This window comes from Paenibacillus sp. TAF43_2 (assembly GCF_052113545.1).
In the GTDB taxonomy this organism is placed as follows: domain Bacteria; phylum Bacillota; class Bacilli; order Paenibacillales; family Paenibacillaceae; genus Pristimantibacillus.
Window position 1 is genome coordinate 1 of sequence record NZ_JBFRDK010000048.1, and the last position, 19,520, is coordinate 19,520.

The following is a 19,520-nucleotide window of genomic DNA, read 5'->3' on the forward strand; positions in this document are numbered from 1 at the left end:
TAGCCTGAATTTACCCGTTTCAGCTTAAATATGCCCAAACCGAGCGAGCCAATATCTGGCTTGACATAAACCGTGTCATGACGGTTTAGCATCATCTGCAAGTGCTCACGGCTGAATGATACCGTATGCGGTACATACCGCTTCAATTTTTTATTCGCACATAAGTATTTGCATACGCGCAGTTTTCCTCTTATATTGCGACTTGCATACTTTTTTTTATACACAAAAGTTCACCTCAGCTTACTTTATGACAGGATGAACAAGTGCAACTGTACGAACGTTTATAGACATCAAATATACTAATCCATTTTTCTTCCAACGGATTGGAACATTTTTCATATGATACACGTTATAATGGAGTTAATATAAGCGAAAGGTGAGCAGCAGAATAAAAACTAGGAATGATAGGAATGGTTGTATCTTGAAAGAACTCGTTTAACCCAAATAGACCCATTAGACACAAAGCTTGAGGTCACATTATTATTTATAAGAGTTATAAATCATGAAAAGCGGGGCAATGAAATGAAAATTTTTCAAAAAGTAGACAATGAGGCACTTTTATACCGTATTATTTTAGCAGCTGTTGTTGTGTTTTTCATTGCAATAGGAACATTCATCACGTTTCAGCAAGGCAGCGATATGTATTTAGGCAATTTCGAAGAATATAATAACGATGATGTAAAATATATACGAAGTGCCGAGACCTTACTTAATGAAGGTACATTTACTTATCACAAAGTAGAAGATTCGACTGTATTTATTATGCCTGCCCTTACGATGGTGTTGGCATTTTGTATGAAGATATTTGGATATTGGAACGGAATTACCGCATTCCGCATTCTTCAAGTACTAATGATGGCAGGAACGATGATTCTTCTTTATCAAGTTTGTCGCCGATTTTTCCATGAACGAATCGGTGTAATAGCAATCCTGCTGTTCGCGCTATATGCTCCTAACTATATGGCAGCAAATTTGATTTTAACGGAAGCCTTTGGGCAATTATTTTTATGGCTGTTTATTTATACCGGAATTGTAGCAGTAGATAAAAAGAAATTGAGTTGGTTCGCCATTGCAGCAGTATGTTTAAGTATCGGGATATATGCAAGGCCAAACTTTGCACTCCTTCCGGTCGTATTTTTAATCTACATGCTAGTTAGAGGATATAAAATAAAAGAGATTATTAAACCAGCTATTGTTGTATCTGCTGTAATATTAATTTGCATTTCCCCTTGGTGGATAAGAAATGCTGTCGTATTTGATAAATTTATTCCGCTCACGCTCTCGTCCGGCAATCCATCTGTATTGGGAGCTATGATCGATTGGAGATATCCAGCTGGTGCAGAAGAGAAATTCAGTGAGGACTTTAAGCGGTTAGGCGAGGCAAAGGATGCCATCGAATCCAATGAAATTCAAGCTGAGCTTGCCAAAAAAATTAGAAATTATGGATTTGAAACGGATCGCAATCGTTATATTAAACATTACACCGTTGATCGGGTAGTCGATATGGTCAAAGTACCTTATTATTGGAAGCCTGTACTTCATATTTCAAAACCCATCGTGGGCGTATATCACTACGTGCTGCTATTGCTCGGAGTAATTGGATTGCTCATGACTGTTATTTTTAAAAGCAAACGCAAAGAACTATCGATATTGATAATAACCATTTTATATTTCATTTTTACTTCGCTGCCATTTATTACGTTTGAACGATACGGTTACTTCATTATGGCGTTTATCACCATATATGCAGCCTATCTCATTCATGAGCTAGTTGAAGCTGTGCGTTCGAAGAAGAGAAGTTCTTTGAGACAACCAAACCATTAAAGGGGGAACCAAACCTTTAGAGGCTTCTACCAGACCTTCAAAGGCTTTTCCAAACCTTATAGGATTACTACCGGACCTTCAAAGGCGTTTCGAACCCTTTAATGATTACTACCAAACCTTCAAAAGCGTTTCGACCCCTCCCAAACCCTCCCTTCCAAGGGAGGGCCCCAAGGGCTGCGCCCTCTGGACACCCTCAATTGGACTAACGTCAGAGCTAGCCATACACTTGTTTGCTGCGTTCGCGTTGGAACGCTTTCGTCCCTTTGGGACACGCTTTACTTTGGGTGCATAACCCGCTGATTAGTATTAGAGTCTGATTTGATTGTGTAAGTGGCTTATGCATGTTGTATGTTTGTAATGTGCGTGAACCGATAGTGGAGAGTAAATAAGTGCAAAAGTACACCTGTTTTTAACAAACAAGATTGAAATAATGCAAATACCTCTAATTGAGCAGATTTGAAGAAGAGTTCGTTAAATAAGTGCATTTCTGCGCTTAGATGAAGCTGCTGCAGACGCTGCCTCAAAAGTCTTCGCATAACAGGGGAACATCCCCGTTTTCAAAGGAAAGGACCTCAAATTCCACTGTATAGTGGAGGTTGAGGTCCATTTTCTCAAAGAAAATAAGTTCTAAGTAGTACTCAAAAAATAGCAAAATGACTTTTGAGACAGCCCCTGTTTTTTAGTGGGATGTGAGTGCGTGTTGTGTTTACTCGATTACTCTTTTACTGAACCCATTACCAGACCTTTGACAAAAAACTTTTGGAGGAATGGATATACGATAAGTATCGGGAGAGCGCCGATGAAGATTTGGGCTGATTTTACTGTTTTTTGTGAGATTAGCGCTAAATCAGCTGGGTTCATGCTCATTGAGCTCATATCGCGCTGAATAATGACCGTTTGAAGGAATGTGGCCAGCGGATAACGCTTTGGATCTCCGATATAAAGCAGGCCGTCAAACCATGAATTCCAATGAAAGACCATGCTGAACAAAGCAAGCGTTGCAATAGCCGGCAAAGAAACGGGTAGATAGATGCTGAACAATGTACGAAAATGTCCTGCTCCATCAATGAGCGCTGCTTCCTCCAGCTCCTTGGGTACTCCGCGGAAAAAGTTGAGCATGAGGATCGTTAAGAAGACATTAACCGCTCCTGGAAGGACGAGTACCCAAAAGTTGTCCATAAGGCCAATCTTTTGAATGACCATATAAAACGGGACAAGTCCCCCGTTAAAGAGCATCGTGAATACGAATAGCCATGCATAAATATTTCTGCCGCGGAATGCGGTGTTTTCTTTGGATAATGGATAGGCAGCCAAGAAAGCTAACACCAAGGTCAGCAGCGTTCCAATTACCGTCCTCTGAACGGCGATCCACATCGAGTTTAGAAAGATCGGATTGCTTGTCGTTTTTCGGTAAGCATCCAACGTGAAATCGACCGGCCATAGACCGACGATATTGGCATCCGCTGCCGCCTTTGCACTTAGCGAAACCGCAAGCACATGCAGCAGCGGAATCACACACAGCAGGGCAAGAACGATCAATAGGATCGTATTAAACGTGTTGAAAACGCGATAGGATGGTGATTTATGATACATTCGGCAGGTCCTCCTTTGGCTAGCGTAAACGGCCATCGCGTCCTCAGACGGCTAACTCGTTTCGCGATCTTGCTTATATTTTTTAAAAAATTCTGTAATTGGCTAGTTTGTAAGCAAGGCGATAGGAGATAACGACTAAGACAAAGCTGATCACCGATTTAAACAATCCGATTGCCGTACCAAATCCCATTTCGCCGCTTAAAATAGCAGTGCGGTATACAAACGTATCAATAATATCGCCCTTCGCGTAAACCAAGGAATTATAAAGGTTGAAAATTTGATCGAAGCCCGCATTCAGCACGTTTCCGAGCGCCAGTGTACCGACTACAATAGCAATCGGAATCATCGACGGAACCGTAATATGAAGCGTCTGCTTCCAGCGGCTTGCGCCATCCACCTCTGCAGCCTCGTAAAGCGATGGGTTAACGTTGGCGAGCGCTGCAAGGAATACGACGGTACCGAAGCCAAACTCTTTCCATACATCAGAGAGGATAACAGTGAAGCGGAACCAGTCGCCATCGCCTAGGAAGAAAATCGGCTCGATTCCGAATATTCCTGTTAGGAGACGGTTCACCAGCCCGCCTTCCGTCGATAGAAGATCTGTAAGAATACCGCCCAAGATAACCCAAGATAAAAAATGCGGCAAATAGACTAGCGTCTGTACAAAACGTTTGACAAGCTGCTTTCTAATTTCATTTAATAGAATAGCGAATACGAATGGAGCAAAAAGATTCAGTACCATTTTGAAAATAGCGATGATTAGCGTGTTCCAGATCACCTGCAGGCTGTCTTGCCTCTCGAACAAATAGCGGAACTGGTCCAGTCCAACCCATTCCGAGCCTGTCAGGCCTAGCCATGGTTTATAATCCTGAAAAGCCATTACAAGTCCACCCATTGGCAAGTATGCGAAGATGATTAGAAAGACGAGGGATGGAAGCACCATAAGATGGAATGGCCATTGCTTTATAAGGTAATAAAACAGCGGTTTTCCTTTTGATTTGACAACAGATACCGAAATGTCATCTGGTTGAATTGTTTGCTGCTGAGACATGTTTTGTTCCTCCCGCTGGATGAAATGCAGAACGCAATCAGCCTGTCACGGCACGTATGCATCGCGTTCCTTATATAAAAATTATATCAGCGACGGAAAAATTGAAGTAGCTAACAAACCCAACATTCATGGCACAAATGCAACCACTTTTGCGATCCAACATGTGAATTTAGCTTGCTCCATAACACAAAAAAATGCGGCCCCTCAGGGACCGCATTTCGTCAAGCTTATTTCGTTAAACCAGCATACCACTCATTAACTTCTTTCGTCATATCGTCGCCGCCGGATGACTTCCAGCTTTTCACGAATTCATCGAAGGCTTCAGCCGGTTTTGCGCCATAAATGATTTCATTAAACGTTTGAGCTTCGATTTTTTTCAAATAGTCCATGCGTGATTTCATTGTTTTGGTAGGAGGTCCTACAAACATATCCTTCTTGGAAATCGCATCTTGCTCCATAACGACAGTTGCCGCAAGTGCCGTTTCTGGCCCGTACTGCGCAACAACTTCCTTCTCGCGATAAGTTTTTGCTTCTTTGCCGTCAGCTAGGTTAAGCAATGCTTTAAACTGTGCATCAGGAATACGCGCACCGTCGCGTACAATGAAATAACGTAGTGGAGCCGTAATGGCACCGCCTGGAACATCATCCAAGTACAGCGGTTTGCCGCTAGCATCAAGAGCGTAATCATAACCTTCAAAAGCGCCTAGCTCGAACGGGCTTCCTTCTTGCGGGTCAGCTAGGTTGTCGAATAGATAGTTCTCGTAAGTGAAGAAAGCTTCTGGATTTTTCATATCTTTATTAATCAGAATAACGCCATTTACAAAGGAAGTGCCGTGACGCATTGCTTTACCGTCTTCACCAGTTGGAATCGCATAAGGCTTCCATACTGCGCCTTCAGCATTTTTTGCTGTATCCAATAGCGGCCAGCCGCTCATCCAGTAAGGTCCAGGGATAATGCCTGCTGTTCCAGCTACAGCTGGTTCAGACGTTTTATTCTCATCCCACAGTGCTGCTTCTTTCGGAATATAACCTTTGTCGCGCCACTCTTTAAGCTTAATTAAACCTTGCTTCATGCCTGCGTTCGTAGAACCGTATTCCAAAGTTCCATCCGCTGCCTCATTCCATTGTGCAGGAAGTGTGCCATATGCGCCAAATACCCATGATGGATCACCCATCCAAGTATTCATCGACGTTTTAAAGCCAACGCTTAGTGGAACAACTTTTTCTGGCGACAATCCTTGTGGATTATTGTTTTTAAAAGCTTCCATTACCGTTTCCAGCTCAGCAATCGTTTTTGGAGCTTTCAAATTAAGCTTATCCATCCAGTCTTGACGAATCCAGAGCACATAGTCGTTGTTGTAAGCATAATCAAGTAAAGGGATACCGATTCGTTTTCCATCACGCATGTAAGCATTCCATACGCTGGTATCCAGATTCATTGCCGCTTTCCATTTCTCGCCGGCATATTTATCAAACAGCTCGCCTGCGTCTTGGAACATGCCGGAGTCAATTAGATCTTGTGCCAGCAGTTTGTCGCCAACGACAGCAACATCCGGCATTTTTTGCCCTGAAGACATCGCAAGGCGCATTTTTGTTGCAAATGCTCCATTTGTATCTGTCACAGACCAAAGGGAATCTACTTTAATACCAAGCGTATCGAGCGCCCATTTTGTTGCCACGTTGTTTTCAATCGTTTCTCCCTCACGGAAGGTTAGCGCAGGGTCTACTCCCCATACAGTGGAAATCGTAACCGGCGGATCGTATTTCTCTTTGTAAGGGTTTTCCTCATTGCCCGCGGTAGTGTTGTCGCTTGGCTTATTCGACGGCTCTGCCTTGCTGCCGCTGTTCGARCAGCCAATGATGGCTGATACGATTAGAAGCATACAAAGCATGAACGTGAACCGTTTCTTTGTTTTCATATTCATTGTAATCCCCCTCATAATTATGTTCTACATGCTTAATTATAGGCTTAGGGGCAATTTCAGCCTATGACACAAAGCGAACATATCAGCACCTTTTACAACCACTTTACTGTTCGCGAAACTCCTGAGGTGTCATACCATAATATTTTTTGAACGTTTTGCTAAAATATTGCGGATTCTGATAACCAAGCTCACTCGTAATTTCATATATTTTTTTGTTCGTATTTTTCAGCAAATAAAGCGCCCGCTCCATCTTCATTCCGATGATCCATTCACTTAGGCTTTCTCCCGTTTCCGCTTTAAATACTTTCGAGAGATAGACCGGATGAAGAAACACGCGATCAGCAATCGTTTTTACAGTCGTATCTAAGCTGAGGTTGTTCGCAACAATTTCCTGCACCTGCTTAACGATAAAGCTTTTTGAGCTTTCCTCTTTCACTGAAAGCACGCTTTGCAGCTTATGCAATACGCCAATTGACCAATCCTCCAGCCGATCAGGCGATAGTACAACCGTTTGATCCAAAATAAAATCGATACCCAGCTCATTGATTTGGGATACGTATTGGCCCTGTCTATGCGTAATATACATAAAAGCATTGGTAAGCGCTAAGTATACCTCGTATAGATGCTCTCTTGAGAATCTTGTATTTTTCAAATCGGCAAAAACATCTTTAATTTTCTGCTCTACCGCATCCCAGCGCTTCGACTCCAGCAAGGTTATCATCGTAGGCGGCTTATATAAGCTTTCCATCGATTTAACAAAAGTGTTGTCCTTGCCCGAGCGATCCTCCAAATAATGAATAGAGTGCTGTTCTTCATTTGCAATCATGAACATCGCTCCTAGGCCGGAACGATACGCAGTCGTAATCGCACTTGGAAACTCAAACCAATCCGTAACGACAATCGAGATATCTCCTTTGAGATAGTTGCTCACATTTGTACGAAGCTTCTTGGTTGCTTCGGCAAGTATCGTTTTACGCAAATTGCGGCTTTCCATACTAAATTCTGATTTCTCGCCAGCTTCCGTTTTAGGCTGCGCCATAATAAGCAAATATTCATGCGGAGCTTTGCAATGCCATACATGGAAATGCTGAGCAAACGACTCCTCCGCAATATTCCCTACGGCAAACTCCATAAGCGAGGAAGAGCTATAATCCAGATGTGAAAATTGTTTGCCCAGTTGGACGAGCATCATGACGGTTGGACGTTCTATCTCAAGAGAAATTTCGTATTGCGTCAGCTTCTCTTTAATCGTCTTTGGCGAAAGCTGTCTGCCTAATACCAAGTCAACCATAAAATTGGCGCGCAGCACCTTAAAATCAGATTTGCGGTCATACAGCAGCTGCTGATATTTCTCTGCCTGCTCCCATTCATCCTTTAGCGCTTCGATTGCTCCCGATATCGTTTTCACAAATTCATCGTCATTTACCGGCTTTAATATATAATCAAATGCTTGCAGCTGAACGGCCTTTTTAGCGTATTGAAAATCAGAATGCCCTGTAAGCAGAATGCATTTTATGTTAGGCCAGCGCTGGCTGATCTCTTGAACGAGCTCAAGCCCGTTCATTTCCGGCATCGCAATATCGGTAACGACAATATCTATCGAGTTTTCTTCAAGAAGCTCCAACGCTTCAAAGGCAGATGTCGCTTGATACACGCTTTTTATGCCAATCGAGAGCCAGGGAATGGTCTTCTCCAAGCTTCCTGTAACATACGACTCATCATCAATCAATAAAATTTCAATCATTTGAAAACCCCTTTTTTTATCTAGCTTGGTGACCAAGTAATCGTGACTTTTAGACCTCCAAGATTTGAGGATGAGAAGCTAACCCCTGCTGATCCGCGAAATCTTAAGTGCATGCGCTGATGCACATTCCATAGCCCGCAGCCCATTTGCTCATCCATTTGGTTTTGCATTTTGTGCTGAAGAATAAGAATATCCTCCATGCTCATCCCCTTGCCGTCATCCTCTACGACAAGCCGTGCTCCTTCTTCATGCCACTCTCCCGTTATTTGAATAATTGATGCATCCGTCCATGCCTCAATACCATGAATAACTGCATTCTCAACGAGCGGCTGCAGCATCAGCGGCGGAATTTCAAGATGGCGCATATCCGCAGGCAAGCTGATCGAATACTGCAGTCGCGGCATGCGCATTTTTTGAATTTCCAAATAGCTGGTTACAAAATTAATTTCCTCTGACATCGCAACAAGATCGCGTTCCTGCCTTGTCGTATAACGGTAATAGTTGGACAAATGATGCGACATGGCAACGACTGCTTCATTCTTTTCAAGCTTGGCCATGCTCGAGATGAACGAGAAGCAATTATAGAAGAAATGCGGATTAATTTGTGATTGCAGCTGTTTCAAACGTGCTTCCCGCACATGAATTTTTTCCAAATATACCGTTTCGAACAGCTCTTGAATTTGAGCGACCATTAAGTTGAAGCGCGTATAAAGAAAACCAAACTCGCTCCTGCCGCGCGGCTTCATTCGAACCGAATAATCACCATTTTTCAGCTTCTGAAACCCAACGATGAGATGCTTAATAGGAACCTGTACCTGCGCATATAAAAGATAAGCAGCGATGCAGCATAACAGCAGTAAGCCTGCCAAAGATACATAAAATAATTGATTAGTCTTTTGAATAGGTCGAATGATTTCGGAAATCGGAATATAATCGATCAAATGCCAACCAATCGTTTCTGACTTCACAATATTGACCAAATATTTTTCCCCGCCCAAATCGATCGTACGGCTTTCCAAGTCCTGAAGCGGCTGCTGCTTCAACAAATGGATTACGTTGTTCGTCAGTTCCTTATCTGCCGAGCGATTATAAATAACGCCGACGCCTTCCAAATAATAAAAGGGCTCTCGGCGGCCATCGCTCTTGAACTTGTCCAGCATATCTTTAATGTTCGAGCTGTCGAACTGCACCTCAATGACCAGGTTCGAGCTGCTTGGGTCCAGGTAACTGGAATACGGTGTTACCGCATAACGAGAGAAAACAAATTCATTATTTTCAGCGGCCTTCACTTGCCAGCCGGGCTTTAATCTTTTTTTCAAATCGGCGTCGTCATACAGCACAACGTCATTATCCGAAATATCTCTATGGAGAATCGGTGAATAGATATGAAGGCTGCTTCGCCATTTCGATGAATTTTGCTGAATGGCCAGCTTCGTTTGAATTCTTTTGATCAAAGTAATCATACTCAGACTCAGCTCCGGCATTTCCGTAAAAATATCGCGAAGCGACGAAATATCGGGGTCCTGTATCAATAAGTCAGGCCAAAGGGCCATCGAATCGATGCTTGTATTGACTTGATTCTGAAAGAATAGGAGCTGATTCGTGTTCGACTTGTTAAGCTCCTCGCCAAGAATGTCAGTGCTAGTCTTATTAGAGTAGAAATAGAGCAGCATAATCGGAACCAGCATAATGATGATTAGAGCGACGATTTTAGTAAATAAATTAATTTTAGGCATATTGCTTTGCACCTCTGCTGGATGTCATTTGGGCTGCTGCTTAAAAATCTTTTTCTTCCTCTTCACCATACGTGGACATTCCATTCAATTCAACCCGTAAAATCGAAATGTATGTTATGTTTTTACAACTACTTTATCGCACAACATTTCTATTCTTTCAAAAAAAGAACCAGAATATCGGTTTTCACTCCGACATCCCGGTTCTTACGTTACGTTAATTGTTATATTTGTACGCAAGCATGGAGGGCAGCGCGTTTCCTTCAAAATCAAACAGCGTCGTGTTATCAACTACATTAGGAGCGTCCTTCTGCCAGCCTACGCCTGGTACATAAATCATGACGGGGTCCCAGTAGAGCACGCCAAGGCATCTTCCCCCATCTACCTGCTTAATGCCGTTCATCAGAGAATACATGAAATCACGTTGACCTTCTGGCGTACTCTCGTACGGCTCGGGCCCATTGTTCTCAAGCTGACCGCGCATGCCAGCCCCCGTAACCGCGCTCCAGTTAAAACCCGCTTCCATGAGCAAAATATCCTTATCAAATCTGGCAACCAGCTTATTGCAAAAGGCCACTAGCTGCTGAACCGATGCCTGTGTCCAGAACGGATAATAGGATGGTCCGATAATGTCATAGGGAACGCTATACCGCTCGCAATTGCCAAAAAACTGCTCGTATTTCTCATCCTCAGTCGCGCCGTCCAAATGAATAACGACCTTGCTCGTTTCAGATACTTCCTTCACCGCTTGATAACCTGCCTTTAGAAGCTCAGCCAGCTGCGGCCAATTCGCAATAGCACCATCGGGATAACACATGCCGCCTTGTATTTCATTGCCAAGCGATACAAACTCAGGAGCTGTGCCTTGTTCGACCAAACGCGTCATAAAGGCTCGTGTATATTGATATAAAGCTTCTCTCAGCTCCGCAAAAGAAAGTCCTTCCCAGTTATGTGGCTTATGCTGAGCCAAACCATTTGTCCAGTAATCACTGTAATGGAAAGAGAATTGAATTTGGAATCCCATGTCCTTCGCTCTTTTTACTAAAGCGAGCGTTCTTTCCTCGTTCTGATAACCTCTAGCGTCCAGCTGATTCGAAGGCCAGTAGTCTTTGTTTCCAGGATCATTATATAGTCGAATCCGAACGATGTTATGCCCGTAAGCTTTCAATATTTCAAGGCCGTCCATTGGTTCATGATTATCTTTATAAATACCGCCATTTTCCTCAATCCGCGGCATCTCGGAGATGTCCCCGCCCTTCAGCAGCTCATAGGACTCATCACTTTTCACAAGTTCAAATGACTTTACCTTACACCAGTCCCCGCCGTTCCCTTCGGTAAAGAGACCAATGGTGCACTTTCCATCCCTTACTTCTATGCCTCGTATAATAACAGGTATCCACTCCGATGATACTGGAAGGCTTGTTATCCGAGTCTCACCAGTTACAGCCTCCGCGAAAATATAGCAGGTTTGTTGCCCTCCGCTGTTTTGCGTCAATGCTGTCAATGTATAATAGCCGTTCTCAAGCTTTTCAATAGCCCTAGACGCCGCTGAGCAATAAGAAGCGGTATGTTGAAGCATGAGATACTCAGTAGACGACGGATGATCCTGCTGGATGCCCTCTGCGACTTGATTGCCGTTAGAAAACAAGCTCCAGTCAGCCCGCTCGTTTGTCTCAAAAGAAAAATGCATCATATACCTCCGATTTCATTCGTAATCGTTCTTTGCTATCGTATCAAACCGATTCCACGCCATACAGGGCATATTCACAACATATTGGTTGCTTTTTAAACCATACGTTTGATTAGGCATGTTGAGTGAACGTACAAATGGTTTTTTAATACAAACAGGGCATATCCGTCTAAGGATATACCCTGTTTGTTGTCTAACTATTTAATGGGCAGAATACATCATTTGAAACAATCTTTCTAAAATAACAGCAGCCTGTGCTCTTGTCGCATGGCCTTTCGGTGCAAATACACCCTGCCCGACTCCGCTGACTAAACCGGCTTGCTGCATCTGTTGAATAGCTTCTGCGGCATAATCAGCTATTTGCGCTTGATCAGCAAAAGCTTCGACGTTTGTTAGATTACTCAGCTTTACGTTGACTGCTTTTACAGCACGGTACATCATAACAGCCATTTCTTCACGGCTTATGACATCATGCACACCGAAGCTGCCATCATCTTTGCCCTTCACAATACCGAGCTTTTGAGCGTTTATGATCGCTTCTGCATACCATGCTCCTCCTTTAACATCCGAGAAGCCTGGTACATCTCCCTTAGCTGCTGTATCCAAAATCCCCATTAACATTTGCAGGAATTGTCCTCTTGTTACGGCATCTGCCGGCTTAAAGGTTTGATCCTCAAATCCGCTTATGATGCCTCTTGCCGCAAGGAACTCGATACTCTGCTGTGCCCATCCAGCCTTAGCTAGATCGGTAAATGAAACAGCCTTGTAAACCGCTGCATATTTGCTGAAATGCGATGGACTAAAAGTGATTGTCGCCTTCGCAGCATCATATATCGCGTTTTTCACTATTTCCAGCTTACCATCCTCGTTGATGTAATAAATAACAACGTTATGAGGCTCTTCTCCTTGACGCAACGTATACGGAAGTTCGATTATGACCTTGTTCTTATCAAAATGAGGAACTTTCACCCCATCGACGGTAAGATTAAAATCATAAACCGTATGGTCGCCTACAGCCTTCTTCACTTCATTGGATAAGGCTGAAGCATCCACTTTAGCAGCTGAAAATTGTACGTTGTTTGATGCTGGGTTGATTACATCCTTGAACAGGTCAGGTGCGAACGAGATCGTTGCAAAGCCAGTTTTGAAAATAACCGCTTGCAGTCCTTCATTTGCTAACTCTGTCATCTGCTTTGCAGCCATATTCGCAATGATGCCTAAGGCTCCCGTTGTCGGCATCGCGGTTACTGTGATTGAATGATCCTTACCATTCTTCAGCCCTTGCCTCAAATCAACATTCACCGCCTGCACTGTTTGTGTAGGCTGCGGTGTCACCGGTGCGGCCGGTGTCGGTGTTGGCTCCACCGGCGTCGTTGGTGTTGGTTCTGGATCCACTGGTGTCGTCGGTGTTGGTGACGGTCCCGCTTCTGCTGCCAGCACAATCGTTACTCCAGATGTCACCTGCTTATCGGTAACAGCCACCTCAGTTACTGAGCTCGTGATATAGCCTGCTTTACTCACAGCAATAGAATAACCCGATCCTTGCGGTATATCTGACAAGGTGAATTCACCTGCAGCACTCGAAACCGCCGCATATTCTACTCCTTTAATGACAGTTTTTACGGCAGCATCCGCCAGCTTGTTGCCCGCTGCATCCTGCACTTCACCACTGATCGCACCGGTTCCTTCACCTAGAAAACCTACTGCAACCGCATCAACTAAAGCCCAGTTTCCTGCATTGGCGTTTGCATAGAAGCCAAACGTCAGCTCCCCGCGCTCTACCTTCACAACCATGCTGAATTGTGTCATCGCATTCGTTTTCGGAATATTTAGACGTGCCAGTTCACCGTTCGAGTCCTTGGCGTACATATAATATTCCTTCTGCTCACCGCCATTATAGAACCATGCTGAGACCGTATAATAACCGTTTGCAAGCCCTGTAATCTTCTGATTAGCATCCGATTCATAGGCTCCCGCATGCCAAAGATTTAGTACATAACTTCCATCCTTAGGATTATCTTTCGAAGCAAAGGTTGCATTTGCTGTTCCCGTTATGTTCCATCCTGGAAGAGTGTATTTATCGGCACCCTGCTGCTCAAAACCAGCATTTATTAACGGTATTTTCGCAGCTAAAATGATGTTGCCTGCTTTTGTTGTCTGACGAGTCGCAACATCAACCGCTGAGGCCGAGCCGTTTAAATATCCTTCTTTGCTTGCCGAAACGGAGTAACCATTGCCGCCTAATACATCAGCAAGTACATATTGTCCCGCTGCATTCGTCTTTGCGGTATAGGTTTTCTCACCCTTAACTGCAATGACCGTCGCATCTTCAACAGGCGAGTATGAGCTGTCTAATACGATACCTGTTATCGCCCCAAGATTATTCAATAGCGTCAAATGAACATCACTAGTCGTTTCGCCAACTTTAACCGATACAAGGGATGACTCTGCATTTAAATAACCTGATTTTATAGCAATAACCTTATAGTTGATTCCCGCAGGAATGTTCACTAGTCGATATTCACCAGCTGCATTGGTCAATGCGGAATACACTTTTCCTGCTGCAGCAACGCTAACCTGCGCTTTATCGATTGGTGCTTTGTCACTTCCAAAAATCGTACCTGTTATCGTGCCTGAATTTAATGCTAAAGATAAATCAATCGACGAAGTCGTCGACCCAATTGCTACCGAAGCATGGGCAGCTCCCTCGCTAACATATCCTTCTTTAGCAGCCGTCACGGCCACATTTGTAGCAGCAGGCAAATCTGCAAGCGTATACTGGCCTCTGCTATCCGTAACTACGCTGTATACAACGCCATCAATTATCGTACTTACCTTCGCATCAATAACCGCATTATGGTTTTGATCCTTAACGGTTCCCGTAATAGCGCCGCCGATCAATGCAATATTCTGATTCGACGTGAAAGCTCCCGGTTCCATGAGGTTAACTGAAATATTTCCGCCTTCATAGCCGCTTTTTGCAGCTGTAATCGCATAGACTTGGCCGATTGGCAAATCCGGAATGAAATAGTTCCCAGCTGCATCCGATTTTGTCGTCAACATCGTACCATTTGCATCAACAGCTATCGTCGCATGAGCGATGCTCTTGCCAAGCGCGCCTCGCACAACACCCGAAATATGTCCAAGCGTCGACCCTTCCGTATTTTGCTTGTAGGCATCATGAGCGGGCAATGCTTTGCCATCAAAATCAAACAAAGTCGTATTTGACACCACGTTCAAATCGGGTTGATCGTCAATTTCTTTAATTGCCCAGCCTACACCCGGCACAGCAATCATAATCGGGTCCCAATATAGATCGCCGATAACTCTGCCATTATCTACACTCTTCAGACCGTTGAATAAATTAATCATAAATTCTTTTTGCCCTTGAGGTGAGCTCGTATCTGCTGGATATGGTCCATTATCGTTTAGCTGGCCAATTGTGCCATTTGGCAGCGTAGGATTCCAGTTATATCCAGTCTCCATAATCATAATATCTTTATCATATCTTTTGCTGAAATAATTACAAAACGCAACGATTTGTTCAATCGTGTCATCCGTCCAGAATGGATAATAGGACGGTCCGATAATATCATAAGGGACCTCTCTTGCCTCTATCTCATCAAAAAAGTTTTCATATTTGCTCGTGTTGCCTGCGTCATCCAAATGCAGAATGACCTTTGAGGTCGGAGAAACCTTCTTAACCTCTTCCGCTCCGGCTTTAAGGAATCTAGCTAGATTAGCCCAGCTCCCTCCAGATGCTCTGCCGTAAGGGAACAAAATACCCGATTGCATTTCATTGCCTAACGACACGAACTCCGGCGTCGTGCCTTGGTCTACCATTGCTTCCATAACGTCTAACGTATATGCGCGCAAAAGCTCCTCCAGCTTAGTCACCTTTGCAGCATCGTCTGCCAAATCCTTAATCGCCGTTTGCCATGCGTTAGGGATATTATGCGTAGCGCCGTTCGTCCAGTAATCGCTATAGTGGAAAGACAATTGAATTTGCAAACCAGCAGCTTTTGCGCGTTTGGCAAGCTTCAGAATGTCCGCCTTATCCATAATGCCTGCTGGTCGGTAATAGCTGCCGTCGCCATGGCCTTTGCCCGGCTCATTATAGACGCGCAGACGTACGATATCGTGGCCGTTTTCTTTCAACAGCTGAAATAAATCCTTCTCATTCCCTTTGCTGTCGTAAAATTTGCCGCCTTGCGATTCTACATAAGTAAGCTCTGAGACATCGCCGCCTTTGAGAAATTTGTACGGCTGGTCATCCTTCACCAGCTCGACAAAATCAAGCTTCGTCCAGTTGCCTGCTTTTGCATCTGAGAATAAACCGATGGTCGCTGTTCCATTCGTAACCTGAATGCCGCGCAAATACACCTTTGTCCAGGTGCTGCCAATCGGTACCGCAGCTCTCGCCTCCGAGGTGCCATGGTCACGGGCGAATATGTAGCTCGCATGCTGGCCACCGCCATTTTGCGCCCATGCTGTCAGCGTGTAATACCCGTTCTCTAGTCCCGTCATCGTCTGGGAGGTAGTCACCTTATAATCGTGATCAGAATAATGCGTTAAGCCATAGCTGCTTAAATATCCCGGTGCTTCCGTATAGGAAGCGTCCATATCGCCTTCCTCTGACCAGGAGCTAATGACCTGAGCTGGTTCTTCTGCTTCGAAGCCCTGATTGCCAATCGCTACGCCAACAGGCTCCAGCTGGGCTTCCTCTTCTTTAACCAGTGAAATCAGATCGACACCAAGCCATTTGTCTGCAGCTCCGTCTGCATAAAAGCCGATCGTAACCTGATTGTTTTCAATAACGACTGGTAAACTAATTTTGGTCCACGAGGATGAGCTGACCGGAATATTCACCTTCACCTCTGCTCTTCCCGTGTTTTTCGCGTACATATAGCTTTGTGTAAAGCCGTCGCCTCTTGCAACCCAAGCCGATAACGTATAGGTACCGTTCTCCAGCCCCGTTGCGGTCTGAAACGTATCCGCTGTATAAGCGTTTGCGCTCCAGTAGTTCAGACGCTTCGTGCCGCCATTCGCAGGAGTCCAATCTTTAATAGAGATAGGCGTCTCGCTGCCTTCTGGTCCAAAGCTCGTCTCCCATCCTGTTAAATCCTGCTCAAAGCTCGTATTTTCAAGAGCTCTTGCCGGAGCAGCTTCATCCAAAACGAGCGTAATCAAATCAACGCCCATAAAGTTGTTTGCATTGCCATCCGCATAAAAACCCAATGTCAGCTGGTTGTTTGCAACGACTAATGGCATGCTGATTTGTACCCATGTGCCGCTCTCCGGCACATTTGCTTTTACTTCAGCAAGTCCCGTGTCTTTGGCATACATATAGCTCTCATTAAATCCTGCTCCGCGCTCTACCCATGCGGATAACGTGTAGGAACCATTTTTCAAACCAGTAATGGTCTGATGCGTGTTAGCTGTATAAGCTGACGCGCTCCAATAATCCAATCGTTTGGTACCGCCTCCGGTTGGAATCCAGCTTTCCTGAATCGTAATCGGCGTCGTTCCTTCACCCGGTGTAAACGATGTATTCCACGAAGCAAGATCACTCTCAAAGCTTCCGTTTGGCACAATAATCGGCGTGCCTGCTGCATAAACTACAGGCCAATGAACACCTGTAAACAACCCCAATACAATACAAAACATAACAAAAATACTAATGCCCTTTTTAATGCTTCTTCTACTCACTTGGTTCACCCCTTCATCCCTGTTATTGATCCCCTTTGTCAAACACGAACCAAATAAAGCGCTGTCATTTATGGCAATGAAAATCGCTTTATGAGATATTACCTCTTTAACTCTAAAGGATTTGAAGTATACTACAAGCAGTACAAATGCAATATTTATGCAGGTTTGATAGCCTTTTCTATACAAAAAAACAGCATTTCGAGTTTTCACTCTCAAAATGCCGTTAGCTGGCCTTTAAAAAAAGAAATCCCCAACGCTGAGGCGAGGGGGATTTCCGGTTATTGGCCTAATAGTATTTTTGCATAAGGCGAATCGATTGGCATCATAATGACTGGCTCGTTTTTCAACGTCGTTGCATAGCTCTCCAAAGTCCGATAGAAATTGTAGAACTGCGGGTCGCTGCCGTATGCTTTGTTATAAATAACGGCTGCTTCACGCTCGCCCTCAGCGACGATTTTTTTGGCATCAGCCTGCGCTTGAGCTAATAGCTCCGTAGCTGTACGATCCGCTTTGGAAGTAATTTTTCGCGACTCCTCATCACCTTCGGACAAGTAGCGTGCTGCGATCGATTGACGATCCGAAATCATCCGGTTGTATACGCTTTGCTTGTTTTCTTCCGGCAAATCGGTACGTTTAATGCGAACATCGATAACTTCAATACCATAATTATCACGAGTCAACGCCGACACAACATCCTTCGTAATCTCATCGTTAATATTGCCGCGCGCTGTGTTCTCACTAATGATATTGTCGTAATTAACCTCTGATAGCTTACGGCGAACAGAGTTGTACACGGCCTCATCGATCCGCTGTATACCGCCGCTGACCGACTGCACCGTTCTTAAAAACTGGGAAGCATTCGTGATGCGCCATACCGTATAGTTGTCTACTACGATCGGCTTCTGATCCTTCGTTAGAATCGTCGTCGGCGTGCTTTCATATGTCATTTGATATTTCGGCAGCGTCGATACGTTCTCAATGAACGGAAGCTTAAATTTAAGGCCCGGCTCTGGCACAGCTCTCATCGCTTCACCAAATCGAAGCACAACCTTATATTCGCCTTCCTTCACGATATACATCGAGCCTGAGCCCAATATGACAACAACCAGCACAACTATAATTGTTAACCATTGGTTTCTTTTCATTGTGCGTCACCTCCTTGCGGAGCTTCTGCGGCTGGCGGCGGCGTTGTTACCGGCGGAGTCGTCGTGCTGCCGCTGCCGCTGCCGCTACCGCTGCGCAGCAATTCATTTAGCGGCAAATAATTTAYGGTATCGCTGTTCGAATTYGTAATAAAGATTTTCGCGTTCGGCAATATTTTTTCAAGCGTCTCCAGCACCAAACGACTTTGGGTAACATTCGGATTTTTTTTGTACTCGCCGAATATCGCATTAAACTTGGCAACGTCACCCTCGGCGTTCAGAATCCGAGATTTCTTCTGTCCTTCGGCATTTTCAAGAAGCGCCTGCGCCTCACCGCGCGCTTTTGGAATACGGTCATTCTCGTACTTCGCAGCGTTATTAATTTTTGTGTTTTTCTCCTCGCGAGCATTCGTTACCTCACGGAAGGCCTCAGCCACTTGACCGCTTGGCGGCTCGATATCCTGGAACTTAATGTCAATGATTTGTATGCCGGTTTTGTACTTGGACTGCAGCTCAATCAGCTTCTCCCGAACCTTGTCTTGGATGACTGTCTTACCGTCAGTAATGGCGTAATCAAGCTTCTCCGAGCCGATTACTGCACGAATCGAGGAGCTTGCTGCATTTCGCAGAAACTGCTCCGCATCGGAAATATTGTATAAGTAATCATGAATGTTGCTTATCTTCCATTGTACAACCGCATCCGCGGAAACGATGTTTTCATCACCCGTGATCATCATCGCTTCATCATCATTTGGAATGGCTTCAGAGCCCACTTGACGATAACCGATATGAATCCGCTGTGTCAGCTCCGCTTTTACAATTTTGACATCTTGAATCGGATAAGGCCATTTAAAATGCAAACCTGCTGAAGTTTCATTCGAATACTTGCCAAAGGTTAAAATGGCTGCCCGTTCCTGCTCCTGTACTGTGTAAAAGGAGGTTGTTCCTAAATAAATGACGATAACTGCGGCGACGATACCGAATACGATTTTTTTAACCGTACTTGGCTTTAGCTCTGGCGGCCTTCGACCGCTCATACTGTGATTCTCGCCTAGGTTCTGATTTTGATCTGTAAAGCTCAAAGAAATCTCCCCTTCCAAGCATCTTTT

Annotated in this window: 11 protein-coding genes; 1 reads left to right on the plus strand and 10 read right to left on the minus strand. The window is 44.5% G+C overall.

All coding sequences use genetic code 11. The features are described from left to right. Positions 1-224: YheC/YheD family protein (locus AB4Z17_RS13090; RefSeq protein ID WP_441960131.1), on the minus strand; the 224-nt coding region annotated here is incomplete at its 3' end. 298 nt (positions 225-522) lie between these two features. On the opposite strand from AB4Z17_RS13090, the gene AB4Z17_RS13095 reads away from it, so the two are divergent. Beyond that, positions 523-1,824 (plus strand): glycosyltransferase family 39 protein, encoded by a 1,302-nt coding sequence (locus tag AB4Z17_RS13095; protein ID WP_441960133.1) that lies wholly within the window; start codon positions 523-525, stop codon positions 1,822-1,824. Positions 1,825-2,538: 714 nt separating this feature from the next. On the opposite strand, the gene AB4Z17_RS13100 is transcribed toward AB4Z17_RS13095, so the two are convergent. The 9 genes from AB4Z17_RS13100 to hflK form a co-directional block, all read right to left on the minus strand. Continuing rightward, a complete protein-coding gene (locus tag AB4Z17_RS13100) occupies positions 2,539-3,417 on the minus strand; it encodes a carbohydrate ABC transporter permease (protein ID WP_441908376.1) in 879 nt (292 codons plus the stop codon). A gap of 82 nt (positions 3,418-3,499) precedes the next feature. Continuing rightward, entirely contained in the window at positions 3,500-4,360 is an 861-nt protein-coding gene (locus AB4Z17_RS13105) for an ABC transporter permease (protein ID WP_076267739.1), read from the minus strand. 335 nt (positions 4,361-4,695) lie between these two features. Then, positions 4,696-6,393, minus strand: a complete 1,698-nt coding sequence (locus tag AB4Z17_RS13110; protein ID WP_441960135.1) for a sugar ABC transporter — start codon at positions 6,391-6,393, stop codon at positions 4,696-4,698. A 103-nt stretch (positions 6,394-6,496) separates the two neighbouring features. Continuing rightward, positions 6,497-8,137, minus strand: a complete 1,641-nt coding sequence (locus tag AB4Z17_RS13115) for a response regulator transcription factor (protein ID WP_441908378.1) — start codon at positions 8,135-8,137, stop codon at positions 6,497-6,499. Between the two features lie 20 nt (positions 8,138-8,157). After that, positions 8,158-9,873, minus strand: coding sequence for a sensor histidine kinase (locus tag AB4Z17_RS13120; RefSeq protein ID WP_441960137.1), 1,716 nt, complete (start codon positions 9,871-9,873; stop codon positions 8,158-8,160). A 214-nt stretch (positions 9,874-10,087) separates the two neighbouring features. Then, positions 10,088-11,563, minus strand: coding sequence for a glycoside hydrolase family 53 protein (locus tag AB4Z17_RS13125; protein ID WP_441908380.1), 1,476 nt, complete (start codon positions 11,561-11,563; stop codon positions 10,088-10,090). A 198-nt stretch (positions 11,564-11,761) separates the two neighbouring features. Then, positions 11,762-17,269: a glycosyl hydrolase 53 family protein gene (locus tag AB4Z17_RS13130; protein WP_441960139.1), complete on the minus strand. Its 5,508-nt coding sequence runs from the start codon at positions 17,267-17,269 to the stop codon at positions 11,762-11,764. 278 nt (positions 17,270-17,547) lie between these two features. Continuing rightward, on the minus strand, positions 17,548-18,414 hold the full coding sequence (hflC, locus tag AB4Z17_RS13135; RefSeq protein ID WP_076267445.1) for a protease modulator HflC: 867 nt from the start codon (positions 18,412-18,414) through the stop codon (positions 17,548-17,550). Continuing rightward, complete coding sequence (hflK, locus tag AB4Z17_RS13140; RefSeq protein WP_441960141.1) at positions 18,411-19,493, minus strand: FtsH protease activity modulator HflK; 1,083 nt, start codon at positions 19,491-19,493, stop codon at positions 18,411-18,413. The genes hflC and hflK overlap by 4 nt, the downstream gene beginning before the upstream one ends. Positions 19,494-19,520 lie beyond the last annotated feature (27 nt).